We start from the raw sequence: 25,126 nt of genomic DNA, 5'->3' as shown, positions 1-25,126 counted from the left end.
TCCGCGCCGACGATGCCGGCGATGGTGGTGCGTGAATGGTGCTTGTGTGTGGCCGGGGGTGATCAGTCGGCGTAGGCGCGGTTCACGAGCGCGCTGTCGACGACCTGTTCGAAGGCCGTCACACGGCCGTTCTCGAGCCGCCAGACGTGGGCGAAGCGGGCGGCGAAGAACCGCCCGCTCGCCTTCGAGGTGCCCGAGTAGGTGCCGACGCCGACGATGGTGTCGCCGCCGTCGACGACCTGGTCGACGGCCACGGTGTACTCGTCCCACTCGTCTTGGATGCGCCCGAAGACGCCTGCGGCGACCGCCTCGGGGCCGACATAGGTCCCGGCGTAGGGGAAGCCGGCCGCTTCGGTCCATCGGATGTCGTCGGCGAACGGGGCGAGCATGCCGCCGAGGTCGCCGCGGTCGCTCGCCGCGTAGTGTTCGCGGATGGTCTGTGCGTTCTCGCTCATGGGAGCCTCGTTTCAGACGGGCTGGGCGTCGGGGTAGGCGACCGAGCCCAGGGGGTAGATATGGCCGCCGGCCTTGGAATGCTCGGACTCGCCGGCCCCGTTCAGGCCGAGGAAGTTTCCGGTCGTCATGAGCCCGTATCCGAGGTCGTGCAGCCAGACGCTCGCGACGGGGATCCGGAACTCGCGGAAGCAGAACAGGTACAAGCCGTCGGCGAACTTCCACACGGTCGACAGATCCATGTCGCCGTGCCCGCGCTGCACGCCCTCGAGGCACTGCCAGGCGTAGCGCTGGCTCGAGACGTACACGTGCTCGTAGAGATGTTCGGGGCTGTACCGGTAGACGTTGCGCTTGCCGATCAGGTCGCGGCTGGGGGCCGGGATCTCGCCGCTCGCTTCGCCGTCGGAGCTCGTCGCGGCCCAGAAGCGCTGCGAGACCTGCGGGACATCCTCGCGAGCCTCCTCGTCGATGCGCCCGTGCACGACGATCGCTCGATTGCTCGAGGCGCCGATGACGACGGTGAGCGACTCCCGCACGCGGCTTTCGAAGGGAAGGGTTACGAAGTGCACGTCCTCGCGCACGGCGACGGCGTCGTACGGATCGACCGCCGCTTCGGGCTGGTCGAGGGCGCCGTCGGCGCTCCAGGTGACGGTGCGTTCGCCGAAGGCGAGGTCGAGCCGCGTGCCGTCGTCGAGGGTCAGGGTCAGCTCGCGACCGTCGAGCGAGACGGGCGGCAGCCGGTAGGTGTCGATGCCGGCGGCGAACTCGTCGTAGCTGTGCCAGTCTTCTTCGCCCTTGACGGGTGCAGGTGCGGTGTCGGTCATGGGGTCCTCTCTTTCGGGGTCGGGTGCGGATGCCTCAGACGCCGTCTCCGCCCGGCGCGGCCGACGGGTCGAGCACGGCCTTCAGCACGCCGCCCTCGCGACCGGCGACGACGGCGAAGGCGCGCGCGGCGTCCTCGAGGGCGAAACGGTGGGTGACGAGTTCTTCGAAGGGGAACCCGCCGCGTTCGAGGAGCGCGATGGCCGGTTCGAAGCCACCGGCCGACAGGAACGACGGCAGGACGTCGATCTCGCGAGTGAGCAGGTCTTCGTCGGGCCGCAGGGCGAGGGCGGCGCCGTCGCCGCACGCTCCGGCGAGCACCACGCGGCCGCCGCGGCGCACGAGGCCGAGGGCTTGTTCCTGCGCTGCGGGGACGCCTGCGATCTCGACGACGAGGTCGGCGAGCCGTCCGTCGAGGGCTGCACGCGCGGCGGCCACGGCGTCTTCGGTCCGGGTGTTCACGACGGCATCTGCTCCGAATCGGCGGGCGAGCGCGAGCCGTTCGTCGCGGGTGCCGAGCACGATCACCCGCCCGGCGCCGGCCGCCCGCGCGGCCGCGGCGGCGAGGAGTCCCACCGGGCCGGGCCCGATGACGACGACGTCTTCGCCGGGTACCAGGCGTCCGCGGGCGAGGGCGCGGCTTGCGACGGCGAGCGGTTCGACGAGCACGGCCCGCTCCCACGGCAGGTCGGGGTCGAGGCGGTGCACGATCGCTTCGCCCGGCACGTGCAGGTAGTCCGAGTAGCCGCCCCAGAGCCCCGGGGCGACGCTGCGGGGGATGTTCACGCCGTATTGGCGGCCATGCCCGGCGGTTGCCGGGTCGTCGGCCTCGCACAGGTTGTAGCGGCCCTCGCGGCAGCGCGCGCAGGAGCGGCAGGGCAGCAGCATCTCGACGGCGATGCGGTCGCCGACCGCGAGGTCTCGGGTCGCGGCGGCTTCTTCGCCGATGGCGGCGATCTCGCCGACGAATTCGTGACCGGGCACGAGCGGGAACGGGTCTCCGATCTCGCCGGCGAGCAGGTGCAGGTCGGTGGCGCAGATGCCGACGAGCGCGACCCGCAGCAGGATGCCCTCGGGGCCCGGAGCGGGCACCTCGATGCTGTCGATGGTGATCTCGCCCCGCGAGGGGAAGACGACCTGGCGGCTCTTGCCGGCGACGGCGCTGACCATGCGGCTCCTCGGATCCGATGCGCCCGCCTCGATGCGGGTGCGGTGGAGCCATGCTGCGACCGGCGCCGATCCGCCTTCAAGGCTGGGCGGTCTTCGTGCCGCGCGAGTCAACCGCTGTGCCGGGGCGGTCAATGCCCGTGGAACGTTCGGGGGGTGCCGTCGGGGCTCAGGAGCCCGCCCGCACCTCGCTCGGCGCGTGCCCGTAGTGCGCCTTGAACGCGCGGCTGAAGTGCGCCGCGTCGACGAAGCCCCAGCGGGCGGCGATGGCCGCGACCGAGCGGTCGGCGTAGGCGGGGTTCATGAGGTCGCGGCGGCAGCGTTCGAGGCGGCGGGTGCGGATCCACGTCGACACGGTCGTGCCCTGCGCCTGGAAGAGCCCGTGCAGGTGCCGGGTCGAGATGAAGTGGGCGGCGGCGATGGATGCCGGGCCCAGCTCGGACGAGGCGAGGTGCTCGTCGATGTGGGCGCGGATGCGTTGCATGAGGGCCTGGTGGGGGTCGGCGGCGGTGCGGTCGAGGTCGAGTTCGCGGGCGAAGAGCGTGGTGACGAGGTCGAGGGCCGACTGGGTGAGCCGCACCCCCGTCGAGCCGGAGAGCTGTTCGAGGTTGCCGGCGAGCTGGGTGAGGTAGGGCACGACGAGGGTGCCGAGCCCGGCGTCGCCGGCGATGCGCACGGCGGTGAGCTGGCCGACGGCGTCGGCGGGCAGTTCGAGGAGGCGTTGCGGGAACATCACGACCATCGTGCGGAACTCCTCGTCGAAGACGAGGGTGTAGGGGCGGTTCGTGTCGTAGACGGCGAGGTCGCCGGGTCGGAGGGCGGCTTCGCGGCCGTCCTGGATGAGCATGCCGGTGCCGGCGAGCATGAGGCTGAGTTTGAAGTAGGGGCGGTCGCCGCGGTGGATGAGTTCGGGGGTGCGTTCGACGACGTGGCCGGTGGCGCGCACCTCGTCGACGTGGACCTCGTCGACGGCGGCCTGGCGGATGACGCCGCGGAACCGTTCGGCGCGATCGCTCGTGACGCGCAACGGCACGAAGGAGTCGGAGACGGCGGCGCTGAACGAGGGCAGGTCGCGTGCGGTGCTGATCTGCAGGGGGTTCGGCGGCTGGGATGCGACGGACATGTGCTCACCTCGGGTTCTCGGAGCGCGACGACGCTGTTGACGATCCGTGTGCGGGATCCTATCAGTCTCCCTTCGGAGTGTTTCGGGCGGGTGTCGCGCGGGCGGCGCCTCGTGCAGAATGGGGCTCGTGAAAACCGTGCAACTGCGCCGATACGTCATCAACGAGGGTCTCTACGAGCGGTTCGTCGAATGGTGGCACGAGTGGATGCCGAAGGTGCGCCCCAAGATGGGCTTCGCGATCGAGTTCGCCTACTCCATTCCCGAGACCCGCGAGTTCGTGTGGGCGGTGAGCGCCCCGGGCGACGCCGAGGCGTTCCGCGCCCTCGAGGAGACGTACATGACCTCGCCGGAGCGGGCTGCGGCATTCGAGGGGCAGCCGGTGTGGGTCGAGTCCGTCGACATCCGCCTCGTGGACGTGCAGGCCGGCTGAGGCGTATCGCGGAACCCGACGCGCCCTGTGGCGCGCATCACCGCAGTGTCGCCGTGGCCGGTGCGTACGAAGGCCGGATTCCGATAGCCTGACTCGCGACGACGGGGGAGGTCGCCTGATGGAGCCGAGCATCGCGAGGGAACGCGCCGGCATCCGCCGGGTCGCCATGATCGGGGCTGCACTGCTGGCCGCCGCCGGACTCGCGCTCGTGCCCCAACCGGGACCCGCCGCAGGGGCGGAGGACGTCGTCTCGGTGCCCGACGGCTGCTACGGCGTCGCATCGGGTGCCTCGGGTTTCTACCGCAGCATCTCCGGCAGCCCATCCGCCTTCGACCTCGACGTGGAGGGACCCGTCGTGACGGCGGTCGTCGAATGGGCCGGCGTCTGGATGCCCGACCCGGCGGCGACCACCCTCGGTGTCGGCGTCGCCGGCCCCGGCGGCACGCTGTCGGATCCGGCCGTGCCGGGCACCCTCGTCGAACGCGACCCCACCGGGCTGCCCGGCATGCCCTCGTTCGCCCACGGCTACCTCGCCGACGTCACCGAGCTCTTCGGCGACGGCGACCCCGGCGCATACAGGGTCACGCTCACGCCGCCCGACGTCGGCCTGCCCGGCGAGAACGTCTGGTGGGGTGCCACCGTCACCGTGCTCTACGACACCTCGCCCTGCGCGACGCCATCCCGCGTGCTCTGGAAGTCGGGCGCGGACTACTTCTTCGGCGGAGCCGGAGCCCCGAACCCGACGACGTCGACCATCGTCTACGACTGGGGCTACCCGCTGGCCGAGGACGCGACGGTGACCCTGCAGCTCGCGCACGGCGGTGCGCAGCACGATACGACGGCGTGCCGGGTGAGTTCGATCTGGACGGCAACGGGCAGCGGCACGGCGCCGCAGGCCGCGGACGCGCTCGTGAGTGCCGACGGCGTCCCGAATCCGGTATGGGGCGCAGTCGAGAGCGTCGTGCGCCCCTTCACGCCGCCGATGCAGTCCTGCGACCCGCCGCAGGTGACGTTCCCCGTCGTGGGGTACTCGGGCGGGCACGTCGGGCCGCAGTGGGCGCTCGTGCAGCTCGGGATCGTCGTCCCCGCCGGGTCGACGTGGACGGCGATCCAGCTCGAGTCGCCCCGCGACGGGGGAGGCGGCGCCGCCATCCCGGAGTCGGGCGCGTGGGCGGGCGCGGGCGTCCTCCTCGTCCCGGTTCCGGCGCAGCCGGCGGAGCCCGGCATCCTGCTCGAGAAGACCGTGCTCGCGGGCGACGACCCGAGCGCCTGCCCCGGCGTCGAGGGCACCGACGAGCTCGTCGTCGTCGAAGCGGGCGAGCCGGTCACGTATTGCTTCCGCATCGTGGATGCCGGTGACACCCACCTCTTCCCGGTCGGGCTCGACGACGTCGATCTCGGCATCGACCAGGATGACGCGGTGCTCGTCGCCGGCGACGACACGGTGCCGCTGCCGCCCGGCGGCGAACTCGTCTTCGGCTACGTAGCGACGCCGGACGCCGACCTCGTCAACACCGCGACCGCGACGGGCGTCCCCTCCGACGCGAACGGCGACCCGCTGCCCGACCTCGACCCCGTGGGAGACGAGAACGACGCCGAGGTGCGCCTCGCGCCGCCGTCGCCGACCCCGGCCGTCTCCCTCGCCGTCTCGGTCGTCGCGGGCGACGACCCCGCGGCCTGCGCCGCCGGGCCGGGCGAGGACGAGCTGGTCGTCGCGAGCGGCGCGCCGGCGGTCTTCTGCTACCACGTGGGCAATCCGGGCGAGACGATGCTCTCGCCCGTCGAGCTCGTCGACGACGGGCTCGGGGTGACGGATGCCGAGCTGACGGTCGTGTCGGGGTCGACGGCGGCGCTGGCGCCGGGCGAGCAGCTCGTGCTCGCCTACCCCGTCGCCGTGACGGTGCCGCTCGAGAGCCGGGCGGTCGCGACGGGCACCCCCGGCGGCGGCCTCGATCCGGTCAGCGCCGAGGACGGCGCGTCCGTGCGGCCCGAAGACACGCCCACGCCGACGCCGACGCCGGTGCCGCCGACGCCCGTGCCGACGCCGACGCCGGCTCCCGGTGACGACACGCTCGCGAGCGCGGGCTTCGAGCTCGCCGGCCCGGGTGCCGCCGCGTTGCTCGCGGTGATCGCCGGCGCGGCGCTGGCGGCTCTGCGGCGACGACGCCCGAAGGCCGGCTGAGTCGCGGAGCCGGGCGGGCGTTCGACCCGCGGATTCGTGAGGAGTACTGCGGAATCCGGCGCGCGCTGCGGCGCGCCGGGGCTCGTTTCCGCGTCGGGTGCGGATGCCGGGCGATACCCTGCGAGTATGTCGAATCCCGCACCTGCCGCACCGCCGGCCCGCACCACCAACGCCTGGGCGGTCGCCTCGATCATCCTCGTGTGGTTCGGGGCGATCTTCGGCCTCATCGCCGGGTACATCGCCCTCTCGCAGATCAAGCGAACCGGTGAGGGCGGCCGCGGCCTCGCGCTCGCCGCGGTCATCATCGGCTGGATCGTCGTCGCCGCCATCGTGCTCTGGGTGATCTTCGCCGTGATCATCGTCGGCATGAGCTCGGTGCCCGCCGGCACCAGCTGAGCGGCGCGCGCTCAGCCCGCGTTCACGACCTCACTGGAATCGTCTTCCGAGGCGGTTCCGTGCGAGTCCGCAGCCCCGCCCCGGAACCCGGCCGTCGAAGCCCGCACCACGAGCGACGGGGCGAGCACGACGCGCTGATGCACGTGGTTCGGCGTGTGCGCGATCTCGTCGAGCAGCAGGCGCATGGCCGCGGTGCCCATCTCGTAGCCCTGCATGGCGACGCTCGAGAGCGGCACCCGGCAGTCGGGCGCGGAGGTGTTGCGGTCGCAGCCCATCACCGCGATCTGACCGGGTACGTCGATTCCGAGATCGAGTGCGCGTTCGATGAAACCCACCGCGACCGTGTCGGTGACGGCAACCACGCCGTCGGGGCGCATGCCGGGGCTGCGTGCCGCGACGGCGTCCGCGGCGCGGGCCCCGGCGGCATCCGTCAGCTCGTCGACGGCGATCTCTTCGAAAGCGACCGGCCGGCCGGCCTCGGCCATCGCACGGCGGACGCCCCTCCGGCGCAGCCGGACGGGCTGGAACTTCTCGTCTTCGCCGCCGAGGAAGGCGATGCGCTCGCATCCGGAGTCGAGCAGGTGCTTCGCAGCGAGATAGCCGACCTGTTCGTTGTCGACGACGACGCAGCACACGGGGTCGCTGCTCGCGTCGTAGTTGACGATGACGACCGGGCGGCCCCGTTGGGTCATCCGCCGGGTCTGCGAGGAGGAGTCCTGCAGCGGCGCGAGCAGCAGGCCCTGCACGCGGGCCTCGTTGAACGAGTCGACATTCGCACCCTGCACCGCGAAGCTGTCCTCGCTGCCGGCGAGCAGCAGGTTGAGCCCGGCCGTGTGGGCAGCGGTCTGGGCGCCTCGGGCGACGTCGACGAACATCGAGTTGCCGAGGTTGATGACGACGAGCCCGATGCTGCGCGAGCCGCCCGCGGCGAGCGAGCTCGCGTTGGCGTCGCGCACGAAACCGAGCGTGTCGATGGCGTCTCGCACGCGGGCGATCGTTTGTTCGCTGACCTTCGCGGGATGATTGAGTACGTTCGAGACCGTCCCCATCGACACGCCCGCATGCCGTGCCACGTCTCGCAGCGTCGGCGGTCGGCTCGCGTTGGCGTTCACGATCGGGTGCTTCCTCTCTCGGGGGTCATCTCGGCGCCGGGGTCAGCCCTTGATCGCGCCCGAGGTCATGCCCGCGACGATCTGCTTATTGAAGAAGATATACATGATCAGCGGCGGGATCGTGATGAGCAGCACGTCCATGAAGAGCAGATTCCACTGGCTGAGCCCCTGCGACTGGAAGTTGTAGAGGGTGAGCTGCACGGTCGCGTTCTCCTGACCGGGCAAGAAGTAGAGGGCGTAGGTGAAGTCGTTGAAGACGGTGACGGCCTGCACCACGATGACGGTCACGATGACCGAACGAAGCAGCGGGAAGATCACCTGGAAGAACAACCGCACCGGTCCTACGCCGTCGATGAGCGCGGCTTCATCGAGTTCGCGGGGGATCGTGCCGACGAATGCCTTGAATAGCAGGATGCAGAACGACAACCCGAAGGCCACGTGCACGGCGATGAGGCCGGCCAGGGTCTTGTAGAGCCCGAGGCCCTGCAGCGTCCAGATCGTCGGGACGACGGCCGGCGGGATGATGAGACCTGCGAGCACGAAGAAGTCGATGACGGGGTTCCACTTCGAGCGGCGGCGCTGCAGCACATAGCCGACCATCGCGGCGAGCACGACCATGATCGCCACGCTCACGATGGTGAGGATCGTGCTGTTGACGAAGGCTCGCACGAGCACGTAGTCGCTCGTCTGGATCACGGTGACGAGGTTGTCCCAGAACGCCCATTCGGAAGGCCACGAGAACTCGAGGAGCGAGGCCTCCTTCTGGGTCTTGCCCGCCGTCAGCACGATGAAGGCGAACGGCACGAGAAAGACGACGATCGAGACGAGGATCGAGACGATGCCGAGCCAGAGGCCCTTCGGGCGGTGGCGCTTGCGCTCGCTCACTGGTCGTTCCCCTTTCGGTTGAGCCAGAACGACAGGGGGATGATGACGGCGGCGATCACCACGAAGAGCACGACGTTGCCTGCTGTCGACAGCCCGAAGAACCCGGCCTGGTACTGCTTGTAGATGACGGAGGCGATGACGTCGCTCGTGAAGCCGGGGCCGCCGCGCGTCATCGTCCAGATGAGGTCGAAGGATCGCAGGCCGCCGATGAGCGACAGGATCACGACGGTGACCGTCGCGGGGCGGGCCAACGGCAGGGTGATGTGGCGGAACTGCTGCCACGAAGAGGAGCCGTCGACGCGGGCGGCTTCGTAGTACTCCTGCGGGATCGCGACGATGCCGGCGATGTAGATGAGGGTGGCGAGGCCGACGCCCTTCCAGATGTCGACGCCCGCGACGGACATGAGGGCGAGATGGGGGTCGGTGAGCCAGCCGGGGCCGTCGATGCCGAACCACCCGAGCACGACGTTGACGAGACCGTCGAACGGGTCGAGCAGCACTTTGAAGGTGATGCCGATGCCGATGGTGCTCACGAGCACCGGGAAGAAGACGACGGAGCGGAGGTAGCCGCGGCCGATGATCTGCGAGCTCAGCAATACCGCGAGCAGCAGGCCGAGCACGACCTTGGCGCCCGAGGTGACGAACGCGTAGACGAAGGTGTTGACGAAGCCCTGCACGAGTGCGGGTTCCTTGAAGAACTGCACGAAGTTGTCGAGGCCGATGAATTCGACATCGAAGAGCGTCCAGCGGGTGAGGGCGAAGTAGAAGGATGCGATGGTCGGGATCGCGAACAGGACGACGAAGAACACTCCGGCCGGGATGTGGAACCACAGCGGATAGGGGCTTTTCGGCCTGGATGGGCGGCGGGGCGCCCGGTCGGGTGCGTCCGTGCGTGCGGCGGCGGGGGTGGTCGTGGTCATGGGGCTCCCGGTGTTCGGGCGGCGAGGCCGGTACGTCCGGCCCCGCCGCCCGATCGGTGGCGGAACTGGTTACCAGTCGAGGCCGAGCTGCTGGGCCTGCTTCTCGACGTCCTGGTCGTAGAGGGCGGCGCCGTCCGCTGCGCTGGAGATGCCGGAGCCGACCTGCACGGTGATCTGCTCGAGGCTCGGTCCCTTGATAGGGGAGAGGAACTCGAGTGCGAGGCCGGTCTTGCCGTCGTCGAAGAAGGGCTGCATGTCGTTCACGAGCGAGGCAGCGGTGTCGGGCACGTCGCAACCGTCGACCACGAAGGGGCCGCCGAGCGTGATGGACTCGGCCTGGATCGCGCAGCTGTCGGGGGTGACGAGCCAGTCGATGAAGTCCTTCGCCGCCTCGAGCTGGGCTCCCGTGGTGGTCTTGGGCACGTAGACGCCGTTCGGCATCCACACGGTCAGACCGTTGCTGTCGGCGTCGGGGCCGGGGATCGGGAATACGCCGATCGAGGCGTCGGCCTCGGGATAATTCTCGCCGATCGCAGCGGCGACGTTGCCGGTGAGCATCGGGTACTGGGCGCCGGTGCCCTCGACGAGCGACTTGATGACCGCATCGTAGGTGGCGGAGGCGAAGTCCTCGTTCAGCCAGCCCTTGTCGAAGGCGTCCTGCAGCGACTGGAAGCCGGCGATGGCGGGGGCGTCGGAGTACCTGGCCTTGCCGGCGGTGTAGTCGTCGGCCCATTCCGGCTCGGCGGCGGTCACGTTGTAGAAGTCGCCGAGCACGGGTACCTGGGATGTCCAGGTGTCGCTGTAGCTCTGCAGCACGGGGACGATGCCGGCAGCCTTGATCTTGTCGTTGTTCGCGTTGTACTCGGCGATGGTGGTGGGCACCTCGAGGCCGAGATCGGCGAAGACATCCTTGTTGTAGACGACGGCGCCGGCGAACGAGGCGCCGACCGGTGCGCCGTAAAGCGCTTCATCGGTCGAGACGACGGTGGTGAAGTTGTCGTCGATCGAGCCGACCCATGACTCGTCATCGAGCGGGGTGAGCGTCTCGTCGGGATTCAGAGCCTGGAAGAGCGAACCCGAGTTGTACCAGAACAGGTCGTTCATGTCGCCGGTGGAGAGGCGCGTCTTGATGAGGTTGTCGCCCTCGCTGCCTGCGGGGTGGGTTTCGACGGTGACCTCGACGTCGGGATTCGCCTCGGCGTATCCGGCCACGAGGCCGTCCCAGAGGGCGATCGACGAGGGGTCGCTGTCAATGTAGATCGACAGCTTCGAACCGTCGTCGGACGAGGTGCCGCCGGTGCAGCCGGTGAGCGCGAGCGCGGCGATCGCCGCGACGGCGCCGACCGCCAACCGGATCGGACGGTGGGTCTTCATGCTTTACCTCCCTGTAAAGTGTGCCGCCGCCGAGATCGCCCGGGAGACGGAGCGCAGTTGAAGCGTTTCACTGCACGGTCAAGCTAGACCTGCCTTCTCGTGCTGTCAAGCCGAGGGCGATAACGAAACGGAAACGCACACCCTGTAGCGGATCGACGGCGCCGGGTCCGAAGTTTCCGCAGAATCGCGCGTGCTCTCGCATCCACGCGCCGATCTTGACGGCGACCTCGCCGCTGCATAGGGTGAGGGACGCCGTCAGATGAAGCGGTTCAATCAGTCTCCCGATCGACGGGAGCCCGGCGCGACCATGGCGGTCGCACCGTGCACGAGGAAGACGGCAACTCACGTGGCGCTGCCCCCCATCACCCAGCACGACCGGCGCACCACGGTGGCCGAGCTGCGCAGCGGTTTCGACCCCCGGTTGCTGGGCGTCCCGCTCGACCCGGTCGCGCTGCGTTGGCGGGTCGAATCCGACGACCCCGACGCGCGCCAACTCGGCGCGCAGCTGCGCCTGCGCACGGACGGCGGCGACTGGATCGAACGGGCGCCGTTCGCCGGGGAAGCATCCATCGACGTGCTCGACGCACCGCTCGCCCCCCGCGAGATGCGCGACTACGCCGTGCGCGTGGCCACGCCTGCCGGCTGGAGCGAGTGGAGCGCACCTCTGCGCGTCGAAGGCGGGCACGGGCCCGAGGGCCTCGGCGCCGACGTCGTCGACATCCCGAGCGAGATCGGCGGCCCCGTGCCGGTCTTCCGCCGCGAGTTCGACGTGCCGTTCGTCGTGCGCCGCGCGCGCCTGCGGATCTCCGCGCTCGGCGTCTACGCGGCCCGCATCAACGGCGCCGCCGCCTCGGACGAGGTGCTCGCGCCCGGCTGGACCTCGTATCAGGAGCGCATCCTCGTCGACACGCTCGACGTCACCGCGCTGCTCGTGCCCGGCCGCAACGCGATCTCCATCGCCGTCGCCGACGGCTGGTACCGGGGGCGGTTCGGCTTCGCGGGCCGCACCGCGATCTACGGCGACCGCATCGGCCCCGTCGCACGGCTCGAACTCGAGGGCGACGACGGCCGCACCCTCGCCGTCGCCACCGACGACGACTGGCGCGGCGGCTTCGGCGCCGTGCGCGCCGCGAGCCTCTACGACGGCACGCGCATCGATCTCGCGCTCGCGGCCGACGCGAGCATCACGGGCTTCGACGACCGCGAGTGGATGCCGGTGTCGATCGTCCCCGTCCAGCCCGCCCGGTTCCGCCCCCGCGGGGTCGCACCGGTGCGCGCCGTCGCCGAACTGCCGATGACGGCGGCTCCCAGAGGCACGGCGACCGCGCTCGACGCCGGACAGAACATCTCGGGCTGGGTGCGCCTCGTCGTCGACGGCCGGGCCGGCGACGTCGTGACCGTGCGTCACGCCGAGGTGCTCGAGCCCGACGGCGCGCTGCACACCGCAGCTCTGCGGACCGCGCGGGCGACCGACGAGTACGTGCTCGACCGCGACGGCCGCGTCGAGCTCGAACCCGTCTTCACCTTCCACGGCTTCCGCCACGCCGAGGTGACCGGCGCCGAGGTCATCGATGCGGTCGCCGTGGCGATCTCATCCGACCTGGCCCGCCGCGGCCGCTTCTCGAGCTCGCACGCGACCCTCGACCGCTTCCACGAGAACGTGGTGTGGTCGCAGCGCGACAACTTCGTCTCGGTGCCCACCGACTGCCCGCAGCGTGACGAACGACTCGGCTGGACCGGCGACGCGCAGGCGTTCGCCCCGACGGCGAACACCCTCTTCGACACCGAGTCGTTCTGGGCGTCCTGGCTCCGCGACCTCGAGATCGACCAGACCGACGAGGGCGGTGTGGCCTCGGTCGTGCCGAACATCATCTTCCCCGGCGACATGCAGATGGCCGTGCCCGACACCGACACGATGGGTCGGGCTGCCTGGGCGGATGCCGCCGCGATCGTGCCGCTGGCCGTCTACGACTCCTTCGGCGGCGACCGGGTGCTGGCCGCCCAGCTCCGCAGCATGCGTCGTTGGGTCGACCACCTCCGCCGTCGCGCCGGGCAGCAGGTGCTGCTGCCCGAGGAACCGTTCCAGTACGGCGACTGGCTCGATCCCGACGCGCCCGCCGATCGCCCCTGGGACGCGAAAGTGCCCGCGCGGTACGTCGCCAACGCCTACTACGTGCGTTCGGCCCGCCTGCTGGCGCGCGCCGAACGACGTCTCGGCGAGGACGCTGCGGCCTCCGAGCACGAGGCACTCGCCGATCGGGTGGCCGGCGCGGTCTGGGCCGAGTGGGGCGGGATCGCCGCCGACACGCAGACCGGCGCGGCCCTCGCTCTCGAGTTCGACCTCGCCCCCGACGCCGAGCGCGGCCGCATCGCCGACGCGCTCGCCGCGAATGTGCGCGCCGAGCGCGGCCGCATCGCCACGGGGTTCGTCGGCACCTCGCTCGTGCTCTTCGCCCTCAGTCGTACCGGCCATATCGCCGAGGCCTATGAGATGCTGCTGCGCCGTGACGCCCCGTCGTGGCTCTACCAGGTCGACCGCGGTGCGACGACGGTGTGGGAGCGCTGGGACGCGATCAAGCTCGACGGCAGCATCCACTCGGGCGACCTCGACTCGGGCGACGACGGCGGCATGATCTCGTTCAACCACTACGCCTACGGCGCCATGGTCGACTGGGTCTACCGCAACGTCGCCGGCCTCGAACCGGTCGAGCCCGGGTATCGCACGGTGCGGGTCGGGCCCCGGCCGGCCAGCGCACTGCGCGCCGCGCGGGCGGAGATCGACACGGCGTACGGCCCGCTCGCCATCGACTGGCGCCTCGACGACGACGGATGTCTCGACGCCGAGCTGACCGTGCCCTTCGGCGTCACGGCGGAACTCGATCTGCCCACGACCGTCGATTCGGTCGTGACGGTCGACGGGGAGCAGGCCCCGGGTGCACTCCGCCACGGCATCCACCGCATCAGTGTCACCGCCCCGGCCGTCATCGCGGTCGACGCGCCCGCCTCGTGAGCCTCAGCGACGCATTCCCGAACGCCACGGCGGCGGATCTCGTGGCCCGCTCCCGCGCGGCGGGAGCCGACCGGATGCCCGACGCCCTCGCCCGCCCGGAGGGCTTCAGCTGGCACTACCCGGCGGGGCAGTTCGAGATCGGCGCCCTGCACCGGCTGGTCGACGAGGGGCGGGCGGCCAACCGCCATGTCGACTATGCGGCGAACTACGCGGACGTCGAGCCTGCGGCGCGCTTCCGGACGACCATCGGCCCGGGCGACGCATTCACACTCCTCGGCACCGGGCGCATGGAACTCCGCGTGGACGGCGTGACGTCGGGCACCGCCGTCGACGGTGCGCTGCGGGTCCCGAAGCTCCCGGCCGGCACCCGGATCGAGGTGCTCGTCGCCGCCGACGGGGAGCCCGCGGCGATCGGAGCAGAAGCCGGCGGCCCCGGCGACGTCGAATGGGTCGTCGCGCCCGGCACCGAGGGCGCCTTCGACGGTTCCCGGGCCGTGTCGCGCGCGGGCGGCCTCGAACCGCCGCACCGCGTCGGCGAGCCCGAAGTGCGGCTCCCGTTCCGGGCGCTCGGCGAGGGCATCCACATGCTCGACGCGCCCGCGCTCGGCGTCGTCGAGATCCGCTGCACCGGCCGCCCGGCCCTCGCGGTCGGCGAATCCCTCGACGAAGCGCTCGCCGACCCCGAAGCAGGGGAGAGCCGCACCGACCTCGTCGAGGAGGCACCGGGCATCTGGGCATCCCGGTACCGGTTGGGCCTGCGGTACGCGCGTGTTTCGGGCGTCGAGGGTGCGGAGCTCGTGCTCCGGGCGTCCGTCCGGCCCGTCGAGCGCCGCGGCGCCTTCGCCTGCGACGATCCCGTGCTCGAGCGGATCTGGGCGACGAGCGCGTTTACGCTGCGTCAGTGCCTGCAGGTCTTCCTGATCGACGGCATCAAACGCGACCGCATGCCGTGGATCGGCGACCACGCCCTCGGCATCCTCACCAATGCCTACACCGTCGCCGACCGCGAGATCGTGCGCAACAGCCTGGTCGCCCTCGGGCGGCCGCGGCACGGGTACATCAACGGCATCGCCGACTATTCGCTGTGGTGGGTCATCGCGCACCGTCTGTACCAGAGCTACTTCGGCGACCGTGAGTTCCTCGAGCAGGAGGGCGACCGCCTGCACGCCTTCGTCGCCGACCTCGCCGAGCACACCGGACCCGACGGCGTGTTCCGGCCGCTCGCGCGCCCCGACGCATTCGCCGAGGCCGGACCCGGTTCCCTCTTCCTCGACTGGGGCGTCTCGCTCCGCGCCGATGTCGACGCGACCGCCGTGCAGTTGCTCTGGCACTGGGCGCTCACGAGCGCCGCCGAACTCCTCGCCGAGGTCGGGCATCCCGGCGCCGAAGGCTGGGCGGCGCTCGCCGCGCGCCTCGAACGCACCCTCGAGACGACGGCCTGGGATGCCGAGGCCGGCGCGTGGCGCGAATACCTTGACGCCGCGAGCCGCCCGTCGGCATACCCGAACTTCCTCGCCGTGCTCAGCGGAATGCTGCCAGCTGCCGCAGACGGTGCGGCTGAGGCGATCCGCGCGAACCCCGCCGGAACGCCCTTCATGCGCGCCTTCGCGTTGCGTGGGCTCGGCGAACTCGGCGGCCGCATCGAAGCGGTCGACGAGCTGCGTCGACTCTGGGGCAGGATGCTCGACGCGGGCGCGCAGACCTTCTGGGAGGAGTTCGCCGACCAGAGCGCCTCGCCGTTCGAGATGTATCGGCGCCCCTATGGCAAAAGCCTCTGCCACGCCTGGGCGGCCGGTCCGGCGATGCTGCTGCCCGAGCTCGTGCTCGGCGTGCGGCCGCTCGCCGACGGCTGGCGGGAGTTCGCCGTCGCCCCGGAGCTCGGCACCCTCGGCTGGGCTGCCGCCGTGGTGCCGCTTCCGGGCGGCGACCTCATCGTGGAGGCCCGCGCCGGGCGGGTCCGGGTCGACGTGCCGGCAGGCTCGACGCTCGTTCACCCGGAGGGCCGGTTCCCCGGCCCGGCGAGGCTCGACCTGCCGGCCTAACTTCGCTCGGCTAGAGATGCCGAACTACATCCGCGCGAGGATCTCGGCCTTCTTGCTCGCGAACTCCGCCTCAGTGAGAATGCCGGAGTCTCGAAGAGCGGCGAGCTGCTGGAGCTGTGCAGATGGATCAGGAGATGCGCTGGATGCTGAGGCCGTTCCGGCAGCAGACGACGGCTGCTGGATCACGACCGTGGGGTTCGCGGCAGCATCGAGCTGCCGAATAGCGTCGAGTACCGCAGACCGGAATTGAGCGGCCTCGTCTTTGCTCACGCGGAAGGTAATCGTATTGGCGACCGCGCCCGTGGAAGTCTGTACCTCGACCGCGTAGTACATCAGGCCGTCCTTACGGCTTGAGACATTCGTGACGTGCTTCAGCAAAACTGTCTCATAGCGGTCCTTGCCGCCTTTTACTCCGGTCACGAGAAGCGATGCGCCACCCGTCATGACCCCCGCCGTGAGCTTTCCTGCGGAGAGACCCCGAGGACGCTCCCACTCGATCCGGTCATCCCAGAGGCGCACCTTTGCGTTCTTACCTTCGATGTGACTGACCAGTTCGAGCACGGGGTGAGGCCCGGCGATGGTTTCCGGAATGTACCCAGTCGAGGTGACCAGGTCATCGCGATGATCGGAGGCGAAGTCCTCCCCGGATTTCTCAAGCTTCTGCTGAGCCTGCGAGGCGGCGTGCGCGGTCGCTTCCTTCATCTTGTCCAGTAGGCCCACGGTCGTTCCTCCCCGTTCACACGGCAGTCGTTGCGATTGACCGAGGGTCGGCGGTACGGGAATCGTTCGCTCTCAACAGGACCTCAATCTGAGGAATCCTAACATTTGTCGGACTGTGTCTCGGCATGCACCGCGATGTACGTGAGCGCCATATTGGAGCTCACGCACTTGCCCGCGCCGGCTCCACTTCCGCGTCCATACCCGCGAGGGCCTGCCCGAGCCCGCGATGGCCGCGGGTCGTGAACGCCGCGACGAGGCTCGCCGCCGCCAGCAGCCAGGCGAGCAGCGACCAAGGGTCGGGCGCCAGCCCGAGCAGCAGGTAGCCGCCGATGCCGAAGACGATCCGCACCGTACGCCACCACCAGCGGGGCCGCCGCCCCTCGCGGGCGCGGATCAGCACGGCATGCTCGCCCGGGGTCGCACCGCTCGCCCACACCGTCGCGGCGACGATCGCGAACGGCACCAGCGCCCCGAGCAGGGTGGCGAGCCAGGCGACCTCGTCGACCGAGCCGCGCCCGTTCAGCACCATCTGCACCGCATTGATGCCGATGCTGATCGCGACCGACACGGCGGTGGCGCCCACGAGGTCGACGAGCATCGCGAGGATGCGGCGCCCGGCGGTCATGTGCGGCGCGGCATCCACTCGGGCCCGCGTACGCCCCCGAAGCCGCAGCAGCACCGCGACCGCGGCGGCCCCGAGCAGGGTGCCGAGCCCGTTCGTCAGCAGGTCGCCCGTGTCGAACAATCGGTACGCGCACGGGAACAGCCCCCACACGCCCGTGAGCTGCGTAACCTCGATCAGGAGCGAGACGCCGACGCCGATGAGCGTCGAGACGAGCATGCCGCGGCCGAAGAGCCCGCGCAGGTAGATGCCGAGCGGCACGAAGAGGGCGACGTTCAGCGCGAACTGCTGCACGGCTGGGTTCGAAAGCAGCCCGTACTCGCCCTGCAGCCGGAGGATGTCGGTGACGACGAGCGTCGGGTCGAGTTCGACGCCGACGCAGCGATACCCCTCCTCCGGGAACGGCAGCAGCGTGTACGCCCACAGGCCGAAGAGGTAGAAGGGCAGCGACAGCCAGCCGATGAAGCGCACCGCGCTGAATCCGCCCCGCCGCCGGTACGAGCCCACGACGACGGGCACGAAGACGAGCGTGAGCACGGGAATGCCGAGGACGAGCGCGACGACGCCGGGGAGGATGCGGTCCACGCCCCAGAGTCTACGGAGCGGATGCCGCGGGGCGCCGCCGCGCATCGGCCCGTCGCAGCGGTGCCGCGGGCCCGCCGCCCGCTCCCGGCGGTCCGTGATACGGGGTCACGTAGAATCGGGTACGACCCCTGCTATCGAAGTGTGGCCGATGCCGCCCGCTGTTCCGCGGGAGCATTCGGCTCAGAAGGAATCCAGTGAGCCACGAGTTCGACGCACGACGCGAGGAATGGATCGCCCGGGAGGAGCTCGCCGAGCGGATGATCCCGCTCATCGGCAGCCTGTACCGCGACCACGGCGTGGTGACCAGCATCCACGGCCGCCGTCTCATCAACCGGTCCGCGATCGAGATCCTGAAGGCGCACCGCTTCGCCCGCCAGGCCGGCGACGAAGAGCTCGGCCTGCACGACACGATGCAGATGCTGACCGCCGTGCGCGAGGTCGCCCCCGGCCCGGCCTCCGTCGACATCGCCCGCCTCGTGCAGCGCTTCAACGCCGCCGGCGAGGGCACCGAACTGCTCGACTTCCTGCGCGAGGAGCTCGCGCCCGTCATCGGCCGTGCCGAGCCCGAGTCGGGCACCGACGTCGTGCTCTACGGCTTCGGCCGCATCGGGCGTCTGCTCGCCCGCATCCTCATCGCCCACGCCGGAGGCGGGCAGGGTCTGCGCCTGCGCGCGATCGTCGTGCGCAAGGGCAGCGAGAACGACCTCGTCAAGCGCGCCAGCCTGCTGCGCCGCGACTCCGTGCACGGCCCCTTCCAGGGCACCATCACCGTCGACGAAGAGACCAACACGATCCTCGCGAACGGCACCCTCATCCAGGTCATCTACTCCGACGACCCGGGCACCGTCGACTACACCGCCTACGGCATCCACGACGCGATCGTCGTCGACAACACCGGCCGCTGGCGCGACGAGGCCGGCCTCGGCCGCCACCTCGAGTCCAAGGGCGTGTCGCGGGTGCTGCTGACCGCCCCCGGAAAGGGCGCGATCAAGAACATCGTGCACGGCATCAACACCGACGCGATCACCGACGACGACCGCATCCTCTCGGCCGCCTCCTGCACGACGAACGCCATCACCCCCGTGCTCGCGGCGATCGACGATGCGTACGGCGTCGTCCGCGGTCACGTCGAGACGGTGCACTCGTTCACGAACGACCAGAACCTCATCGACAACTTCCACAAGGGCGACCGCCGCGGCCGCGCCGCGACGCTCAACATGGTCATCACCGAGACCGGTGCCGCCAAGGCCGTCGCCAAGGCGCTGCCGCAGCTGGCCGGCAAGCTCACCGGCAACGCGATCCGCGTGCCCACGCCCGACGTGTCGCTGGCTATCCTGAACCTGCAGCTCGAGCGGCCCACCGACAAGGACGAGCTGAACCGCTACCTGCGGCAGGTCTCGCTCACCTCGCCGCTGCGCCAGCAGATCGACTACATCGAATCGCCCGAGGTCGTCTCGACGGACTTCGTCGGCAACAACCGCGCCGGCATCGTCGACGGTCTCGCCACGATCGCCGACGACACCGACGTCGTGCTCTACGTCTGGTACGACAACGAGTACGGCTACAGCTGCCAGGTCGTGCGCGTCATCGAGGCCATGGCCGGCACGCACCCGGTCGTCCTGCCCGAGCGCGAGCCCGTCGCCGTGGCGGCGCTCGCCGAGGGCGCCGCATCGACCGAGATCGACGGCGCCGGCCTGGACGAGGACGTCGTCACCCTCGCCTGAGCATCCGCGCCGAACGGCCCGTCCCGGTTCCGGGGCGGGCCGTTCGCGTTCGGCGAGTGGATGCCGCGGCGCGCCGCCGCATCCACAGTCCCGTGTTATCCACAGGTTGTGATGTCGGCACATGTGGAACGCATGTAGCGTGGGATCATGCCGCGCATGCTGCAAGTACGCAACCTCCCCGACGACGTCCATGCGCGCCTCAAAGAACGGGCCGCCGCCGAACGGATGAGCCTGTCCGACTATGTCGCCCGCGAACTCGAGCGGATCGTGCGGTATCGGAGCAACGCCGAGGTGTTCGCCGCCGCCCGCGAACGCCGACTGGATCTCGACCCTCGGGCGATCACGGACGCCGTGCGCGCCGAACGGGACGGCCGATGACGGTCGTCGCCGACTGTTCGGCGGTCGTCCAATGGCTGACCGGGCACGGCGCCCCGCCCGAGGAACCGATCGCCGCCCCCGCGCTGCTGGACTACGAGGTCGCGTCGGTGCTCAGACGGCTCGCGGCGGCCGGTGCAGTGCCGCCGAACGAGGCGCGCGAGGCGCTCGAACGGTTCCGCGAGCTCGAGATCGACCGGCACCCGGCCGACCCGTTCCTCGAGCGCATGTGGATCCTCCGGCATCGCCTCACCGCCTACGACGCGGCATACGCGGCGCTCGCCGAGGCCTTGGATGCGACGCTCATCACCGACGATCGCGGCCTCGCATCCGTCGCCGGCGAGACCTGCCGGGTCGCCGCGCCCTGAGCGGATGCCGCGACGTGCCGCCGCCGTCCGCCTTCCGGCATCCACGCGCCGAGCGCCGGCGGCCCCGCTTAGGCTGGGACGCATGAGCAGAGAAGCGGTCATCGTCGATGTCGTCCGCACGCCCGTGGGGCGCGGCAAGCCCGGGGGGCGGCTGTCGGGCATCCACCCGGTCGACCTGTTCGCCGGCGCCCTCGACGCGCTCGTGAACCGCAGCGACCTCGATCCGGCGCTGATCGACGACGTGTACGGCGGCTGCGTGAGCCAGGTCGGCGAGCAGTCGTACAACACGACCCGCAATGCGGTGCTCGCGGCGGGCTTCCCGGAGTCGACCCCGGCGACGACGATCGACCGGCAGTGCGGTTCGAGCCAGCAGGCGGCGGCGTTCGCGGCGCAGGCGGTGCTGTCGGGGCAGGCGGATGTGGTCATCGCCGGCGGCGTGGAGTCGATGAGCCGGGTGCCGCTGGGTTCCAGCGCGGCCGGCGCCGACCCGTACGGCGAGCGGATCCGCGCCCGTTACCCCGAGGGGCTCGTGAACCAGGGCGTGTCGGCCGAGCTGATCGCCGCGAAGTGGGGCTTCGATCGTGCGACCCTCGACGCGTTCGCGGCGCGGTCGCACGAGCTCGCGGCGGCGGCGGCCGAGGACGGGCGCTTCGCCGCCGAGCTCGTGCCGGTGCCGGGTGTGGATGCCCTGCGCGACGAGACCGTGCGGGCGGGCACGACCGTCGAGAAGCTCGCGGGCCTGCCGGCGTCGTTCCGCACCGATGAGCTGGCCGCGCGTTTCCCCGAGATCGGCTGGAACATCACCCCGGGCAATTCCTCGCCGCTGACCGACGGGGCGTCGGCGGCGCTCATCATGAGCGCTGAGCGGGCCGAGGAGCTGGGGCTCACCCCGCGCGCCCGGTTCCACGCGTTCTCGGTGACGGGCAGCGACCCGCTGTACATGCTGACCGGGGTGATCCCGGCGACCGAGCGGGTGCTCGAACGCGCCGGCCTCGGCATCGACGACATCGATGTCTTCGAGGTGAACGAGGCGTTCGCCTCGGTGCCGCTGGCGTGGCTGGCCGAGACGGGCGCCGACCCGGCGAAGCTGAACCCGCGAGGCGGGGCGATCGCCCTCGGGCATGCGCTGGGTTCGAGCGGCACCCGCCTGCTGACGACGCTCGTGAACGAGCTCGAGGCCACCGGCGGCCGGTACGGCCTGCAGACGATGTGCGAGGGCGGCGGCATGGCGAACGCGTATATCGTCGAACGCATCTGACCCGGCGCCGCCGGCCGGCCGGCGGCGCAGCGCGGGGGAGCACCCCGTGAACCCGATTCGAAAGGAACGATATGGAACTCAGCGGATCCGGCGCCCTCGTCACGGGCGGCGCCTCGGGGCTCGGCCGGGGCACGGCGACCGTGCTCGCGGCGGCGGGGGCGGAGGTCGTCATCGTCGACCTGCCCGGTTCGCCCGGCGAGCAGACGGCCGCCGAGCTCGGCGGCAACGTGCGCTTCGCACCGGCCGATGTCACGAACGAGGACGAGGTGCGCGCCGCGATCGACGCGGTGCAGGAGCGGGCGCCGCTCAGGGCGGCCGTGAACTGCGCGGGCATCGCGACCGCCGGGCGGACGGTGGGCCGGCAGGGGCCGCTCGACCTCGGCGCCTTCGAGCGCACGATCCGGGTGAACCTCATCGGCACCTTCAACGTGGCCCGTCTCGCGGCTGCCGCGATGGCCGGGAACGCGCCGGTCACCGCCGAGCCGCTTCCGGGGGTGCCCGAGACCGCCGAGCGCGGGGTCATCGTGAACACGGCATCCGTCGCCGCCTTCGACGGGCAGATCGGGCAGGCGGCCTATTCGGCGTCGAAGGGCGGGGTGGCCTCGATGACGTTGCCGCTCGCCCGCGACCTGTCGAAGCTGCTCATCCGTGTCATGACGATCGCGCCCGGCATCATGCAGACGCCGATGATGGCGGGTATGCCCGCCGAGGTGCAGGCCTCGCTCGAGGAGCAGATCCCGCACCCCTCGCGCATGGGCACGCCGGCCGAGTATGCGGCGCTCGTGCGTCACATCGTCGAGAACCCGCTGCTGAACGGCGAGGTCATCCGCCTCGACGGCGCGATCCGCATGCAGCCGAAGTAGGCCGGCACGCGACGACGGGGCGGGGCGCTGCGCCCCGCCCCGTCGTCTGCGGTGGATGCCGGGCGCCGGGCCCGGCCGAACGACCGGCCCGGCGGCCCGCCTCAGCTCCGGTTGCCCGGGAACTCGAGGGTGCCGCGGCCGCCGCCGCGTGCGGCCTTGACGATGCCGTCGATCGCATCCCACACCGCGACGCCCACGATGACGAGGACGAAGACGGCGCCGAGTGCGCGCATCCCGTCGTCGTCGATGTTCGCGCCGGCGAACGCCTCGAGCTCGGGGCTGAACAGCCGGCCCTCGCCGAAGAGCCAGAGCACGGGCACGGCGAAGGCGGCGCCGATCGCGACGTTCGCGACCGCGGCCGGCCAGCTCCAGTCGCGCAGGTAGATCCACACGGCGAATGCGGCCTCGACCACGAGCAGGCCGATGATCACGGGCAGCCAGAACGACCACAGGGCGGGGTCGAGCACCGGCATCCACTCGGCCTCGATGACGAGGCCGCCGAACTGCTGCCAGACGATGAACCCGAGCATGAGGGCGATGTAGACGAGGCTCGCCACGAGGTCGCTGCGGCGGTGCGGCCGGACGACGTCGGGCAGTTGCGGCAGTTGATCGGGCGCCCAGCCGAGGTCGACCTTCTTCCCGCCGTCGGTGCGTTCGATGGCGGCGAAGACGAGGGTCGTCCAGAACGCGACGTGCACGCCGACGGTGATGGCGATGCCGATGGCCGGCCCGATCGAGCCCCAGCCGCGGCCTTCGATGAGGGAGGCGAGGAGTACGGCGGCGGCCACGATGGGCGGCACGATCGACTCGAGGAGGATGAGCAGCCGCTTCCAGATCAGGTAGAGGCCGGGGCCGATGAGCATGAGCGGCCGGTCGGTGTAGTCGGCTGCGAGCATCGAGGGGTTGCCGAGTTCGGCGAGGGCGTCGTGCTCTGCGGCCTCGGGGGCGGATGCGCCGGAGTCGACGCGGGCGTCGATCGCGTCGCCGATGCGTTCGGCGAGTTCGCGCGAGAACTCCTCGCGCTGGGCCGCGGGCAGGTTGCGCGCGGCGGCGAAGATGTAGCGGTCGGTGAGTTCGGTCATTGCTGGCTCCCGGTGTCGGAGTCGGTGCCGGCGTCGCCGGCGGGGTCGGTCGGGGTGGGTGCGGATGCCGGCGCTTCGCCGTCCGCGGCGGCGAGGCCTTCGACCGCGCGGTCGAGGCGGCGCCATTCGTCGAGGAGGCGGGCGGCGATGTCGGCGCCGGCCGGGCTCGTGCGGTAAAACTTGCGCGGCCTGGCCTCTTCGGTGTTCCACTCGCTCGTGAGCAGGCCCTGCTTCTCGAGCCGGCGGAGGAGGGGGTAGAGGGTGTTGGCGTCGACGACGATGCCGGCGTCGCCCAGCGATTCGAGCAGGGCGTAGCCGTAGTCGGCGTCGGCGAGGCGGAGCAGGCAGCCGAGCACGACGGTTCCGCGCCGCAGCTCCTGCAGGTGTCCTGCCGTGAGGTCTTCGTCCATGTCTCACACGATACTGTGCAACGCACACTAATGCAAGCACTACGCATAATGTGACGGTGGATGCCGGAGCGCGACCACGCCCGAAACACGGCCCCGCTATCATGGCCCCGGGCGCGGCCCCCAGCGCCCGAAAGGCGGTGATCGACGTGTTCGAGACGATCGGCATGGAGGCCGGCCAGGAACGGGTCTACCTCGCGCTGCTGTCGATGGGATCCGAGGTCCATCCCGGCGAGCTCGCCCGCGCCGTCGACGTGCCCGCGCACGAACTCGACCGCATCCTCGGCGCCCTCGCCGGCGGCGGACTCGTGCACACCGCGGCCGACGACGGCTCGGTGCGCGCCGTGCCGCCGGACATCGCGCTCACCCGCCAGCTCGTCGACCGCATCGACGAACTGCGCCGCATGCACCTCCAGCTCGCCAAGCTCGCCCACGAGCTGCCCGATCCGGCCATCCCCGTCGACGGGCCCGGCGCGACCGAGACGCTCCGCGGGCGCGAGGCCATCGCCGGCCGCTACCACCAGCTGCAGCGCTCGGCGCGCGAGGGCATCCGCAGCCTCGCCGGGGGCCCGGCGATCGCCGTGCCCGCCGAGGAGAACGCCGGCCAGCGCGAAGCCCTCGCCGCCGGCGTGCGCTACCAGGTCGTCTACGAGCGGGCCCTCCTCGACCCCGACGTCGCCGACGCCCCCATGCTGCTCGAGCAGTGGGCCGCCCTCGGCGAGGAGATGCGGGTCGCCGCCGAGGTGCCGTTCAAGCTCGTCATCATCGACGACCGGCAGGCCCTGCTCGTGCCCCGCACGCAGCCCTACGCCGAGCCCATCGCCGTGCACGTGAGGTTCGGGCCCATCGTCGGCGCGCTCATCTGGGCGTTCGAGAAGGTGTGGGAGAGCGCCCTGCCGGTGCCGACGGCGCTGCTGACCCCCTCGCCGGGGCCGCTCTCCGACGAAGACCGTCGGCTGCTCTCGCTGCTCCTGGCCGGCTACACCGACGGCGCCATCGCCTCCCAGCTCGGCGTGAGCCTGCGCACCGTGCAACGCCGCGTCGGCCACCTGCTCGAGCTCGCCGGCGTCCGCACGCGCCTGCAGCTCGGCTGGCAGGCCGCGCGCCTGAAGTGGATCTGAGCGCCACGGCAGCGGCCGCCGTCGAGGCCCTGCTCGCGGCCGGGCCGCGCGGCTGACGCAATCGCGTCACGTCGCCACTCCGCCA

General features: G+C 71.1%; 23 protein-coding genes. 11 read left to right on the top strand and 12 right to left on the bottom strand.

The genetic code is table 11. The annotated features are described in order from the left end of the window. Window positions 1–62: 62 nt before the first annotated feature. The 4 genes from G127AT_RS03840 to G127AT_RS03825 all read right to left on the bottom strand — a co-directional run bounded on the left by G127AT_RS03840 (window position 63) and on the right by G127AT_RS03825 (window position 3,565). Complete coding sequence (locus G127AT_RS03840; protein ID WP_210900071.1) at window positions 63–455, bottom strand: nuclear transport factor 2 family protein; 393 nt, start codon at window positions 453–455, stop codon at window positions 63–65. 12 nt (window positions 456–467) lie between these two features. Continuing rightward, window positions 468–1,277: a MoaF C-terminal domain-containing protein gene (locus G127AT_RS03835; RefSeq protein ID WP_210900068.1), complete on the bottom strand. Its 810-nt coding sequence runs from the start codon at window positions 1,275–1,277 to the stop codon at window positions 468–470. Window positions 1,278–1,311: 34 nt separating this feature from the next. Beyond that, entirely contained in the window at window positions 1,312–2,445 is a 1,134-nt protein-coding gene (locus G127AT_RS03830; RefSeq protein ID WP_210900065.1) for a zinc-dependent alcohol dehydrogenase, read from the bottom strand. 166 nt (window positions 2,446–2,611) lie between these two features. Continuing rightward, window positions 2,612–3,565, bottom strand: coding sequence for an AraC-like ligand-binding domain-containing protein (locus G127AT_RS03825; protein ID WP_210900062.1), 954 nt, complete (start codon window positions 3,563–3,565; stop codon window positions 2,612–2,614). Window positions 3,566–3,692: 127 nt separating this feature from the next. Here G127AT_RS03825 and G127AT_RS03820 point away from each other — a divergent pair, with 127 nt between their 5' ends. The 3 genes from G127AT_RS03820 to G127AT_RS03810 all read left to right on the top strand — a co-directional run bounded on the left by G127AT_RS03820 (window position 3,693) and on the right by G127AT_RS03810 (window position 6,573). Beyond that, the gene (locus G127AT_RS03820) at window positions 3,693–3,995 is read left to right on the top strand and encodes a hypothetical protein (RefSeq protein WP_210900059.1); all 303 of its coding nucleotides are present in this window, start codon (window positions 3,693–3,695) and stop codon (window positions 3,993–3,995) included. Between the two features lie 118 nt (window positions 3,996–4,113). Continuing rightward, window positions 4,114–6,177, top strand: a complete 2,064-nt coding sequence (locus G127AT_RS03815; protein ID WP_210900056.1) for a hypothetical protein — start codon at window positions 4,114–4,116, stop codon at window positions 6,175–6,177. Between the two features lie 126 nt (window positions 6,178–6,303). Then, a complete protein-coding gene (locus tag G127AT_RS03810; RefSeq protein WP_210900053.1) occupies window positions 6,304–6,573 on the top strand; it encodes a DUF4190 domain-containing protein in 270 nt (89 codons plus the stop codon). 11 nt (window positions 6,574–6,584) lie between these two features. Here G127AT_RS03810 and G127AT_RS03805 read toward each other — a convergent pair whose 3' ends face one another. The 4 genes from G127AT_RS03805 to G127AT_RS03790 form a co-directional block, all read right to left on the bottom strand. Continuing rightward, entirely contained in the window at window positions 6,585–7,646 is a 1,062-nt protein-coding gene (locus G127AT_RS03805; RefSeq protein ID WP_210900050.1) for a LacI family DNA-binding transcriptional regulator, read from the bottom strand. An 81-nt stretch (window positions 7,647–7,727) separates the two neighbouring features. After that, on the bottom strand, window positions 7,728–8,570 hold the full coding sequence (locus G127AT_RS03800) for a carbohydrate ABC transporter permease (RefSeq protein WP_210900047.1): 843 nt from the start codon (window positions 8,568–8,570) through the stop codon (window positions 7,728–7,730). Continuing rightward, window positions 8,567–9,490 carry a carbohydrate ABC transporter permease gene (locus G127AT_RS03795; RefSeq protein WP_210900044.1) on the bottom strand — a complete coding sequence of 308 codons (924 nt, stop codon included), beginning with the start codon at window positions 9,488–9,490 and terminating at the stop codon, window positions 8,567–8,569. The genes G127AT_RS03800 and G127AT_RS03795 overlap by 4 nt, the downstream gene beginning before the upstream one ends. A 69-nt stretch (window positions 9,491–9,559) precedes the next feature. Continuing rightward, window positions 9,560–10,864 carry an ABC transporter substrate-binding protein gene (locus G127AT_RS03790; protein WP_210900040.1) on the bottom strand — a complete coding sequence of 435 codons (1,305 nt, stop codon included), beginning with the start codon at window positions 10,862–10,864 and terminating at the stop codon, window positions 9,560–9,562. 346 nt (window positions 10,865–11,210) lie between these two features. On the opposite strand from G127AT_RS03790, the gene G127AT_RS03785 reads away from it, so the two are divergent. Both G127AT_RS03785 and G127AT_RS03780 read left to right on the top strand, forming a co-directional pair. Next, window positions 11,211–13,874, top strand: coding sequence for an alpha-L-rhamnosidase (locus tag G127AT_RS03785; protein WP_210900037.1), 2,664 nt, complete (start codon window positions 11,211–11,213; stop codon window positions 13,872–13,874). Continuing rightward, entirely contained in the window at window positions 13,871–15,916 is a 2,046-nt protein-coding gene (locus tag G127AT_RS03780; protein ID WP_210900034.1) for an alpha-L-rhamnosidase-related protein, read from the top strand. The genes G127AT_RS03785 and G127AT_RS03780 overlap by 4 nt, the downstream gene beginning before the upstream one ends. Before the next feature lie 24 nt (window positions 15,917–15,940). Here the strand turns inward: G127AT_RS03780 and G127AT_RS15975 are convergent, their stop codons facing one another. Together G127AT_RS15975 and G127AT_RS03770 are read right to left on the bottom strand one after the other, a co-directional pair. Beyond that, window positions 15,941–16,618 (bottom strand): SHOCT domain-containing protein, encoded by a 678-nt coding sequence (locus G127AT_RS15975; RefSeq protein WP_244857721.1) that lies wholly within the window; start codon window positions 16,616–16,618, stop codon window positions 15,941–15,943. A gap of 178 nt (window positions 16,619–16,796) precedes the next feature. After that, window positions 16,797–17,843: a VanZ family protein gene (locus tag G127AT_RS03770; protein ID WP_210900031.1), complete on the bottom strand. Its 1,047-nt coding sequence runs from the start codon at window positions 17,841–17,843 to the stop codon at window positions 16,797–16,799. Between the two features lie 230 nt (window positions 17,844–18,073). Here G127AT_RS03770 and G127AT_RS03765 point away from each other — a divergent pair, with 230 nt between their 5' ends. The 5 genes from G127AT_RS03765 to G127AT_RS03745 all read left to right on the top strand — a co-directional run bounded on the left by G127AT_RS03765 (window position 18,074) and on the right by G127AT_RS03745 (window position 22,431). Continuing rightward, window positions 18,074–19,567 carry a glyceraldehyde-3-phosphate dehydrogenase gene (locus G127AT_RS03765; protein ID WP_244857879.1) on the top strand — a complete coding sequence of 498 codons (1,494 nt, stop codon included), beginning with the start codon at window positions 18,074–18,076 and terminating at the stop codon, window positions 19,565–19,567. Window positions 19,568–19,714: 147 nt separating this feature from the next. Continuing rightward, window positions 19,715–19,945: a FitA-like ribbon-helix-helix domain-containing protein gene (locus G127AT_RS03760; protein ID WP_210900025.1), complete on the top strand. Its 231-nt coding sequence runs from the start codon at window positions 19,715–19,717 to the stop codon at window positions 19,943–19,945. Beyond that, the gene (locus G127AT_RS03755) at window positions 19,942–20,310 is read left to right on the top strand and encodes a type II toxin-antitoxin system VapC family toxin (RefSeq protein ID WP_210900022.1); all 369 of its coding nucleotides are present in this window, start codon (window positions 19,942–19,944) and stop codon (window positions 20,308–20,310) included. The genes G127AT_RS03760 and G127AT_RS03755 overlap by 4 nt, the downstream gene beginning before the upstream one ends. Window positions 20,311–20,392: 82 nt before the next feature. Beyond that, a complete protein-coding gene (locus tag G127AT_RS03750; protein ID WP_210900019.1) occupies window positions 20,393–21,568 on the top strand; it encodes a thiolase family protein in 1,176 nt (391 codons plus the stop codon). Window positions 21,569–21,639: 71 nt separating this feature from the next. After that, window positions 21,640–22,431, top strand: a complete 792-nt coding sequence (locus G127AT_RS03745; RefSeq protein ID WP_210900016.1) for an SDR family NAD(P)-dependent oxidoreductase — start codon at window positions 21,640–21,642, stop codon at window positions 22,429–22,431. A 101-nt stretch (window positions 22,432–22,532) separates the two neighbouring features. On the opposite strand, the gene G127AT_RS03740 is transcribed toward G127AT_RS03745, so the two are convergent. Then, window positions 22,533–23,513, bottom strand: coding sequence for a permease prefix domain 1-containing protein (locus G127AT_RS03740; RefSeq protein WP_210900013.1), 981 nt, complete (start codon window positions 23,511–23,513; stop codon window positions 22,533–22,535). Beyond that, the gene (locus G127AT_RS03735) at window positions 23,510–23,923 is read right to left on the bottom strand and encodes a PadR family transcriptional regulator (protein WP_210900010.1); all 414 of its coding nucleotides are present in this window, start codon (window positions 23,921–23,923) and stop codon (window positions 23,510–23,512) included. Before G127AT_RS03735 ends, G127AT_RS03740 begins: the two co-directional genes overlap by 4 nt. A gap of 146 nt (window positions 23,924–24,069) precedes the next feature. Here G127AT_RS03735 and G127AT_RS03730 point away from each other — a divergent pair, with 146 nt between their 5' ends. Next, window positions 24,070–25,041: a helix-turn-helix transcriptional regulator gene (locus tag G127AT_RS03730; RefSeq protein ID WP_210900007.1), complete on the top strand. Its 972-nt coding sequence runs from the start codon at window positions 24,070–24,072 to the stop codon at window positions 25,039–25,041. The last annotated feature ends 85 nt before the right edge of the window (window positions 25,042–25,126 follow it).

This window comes from Agromyces archimandritae, from assembly GCF_018024495.1.
Classification (GTDB): Bacteria; Actinomycetota; Actinomycetes; order Actinomycetales; family Microbacteriaceae; genus Agromyces; species Agromyces archimandritae.
This window is presented reverse-complemented; position numbering and strand designations above follow the sequence as displayed.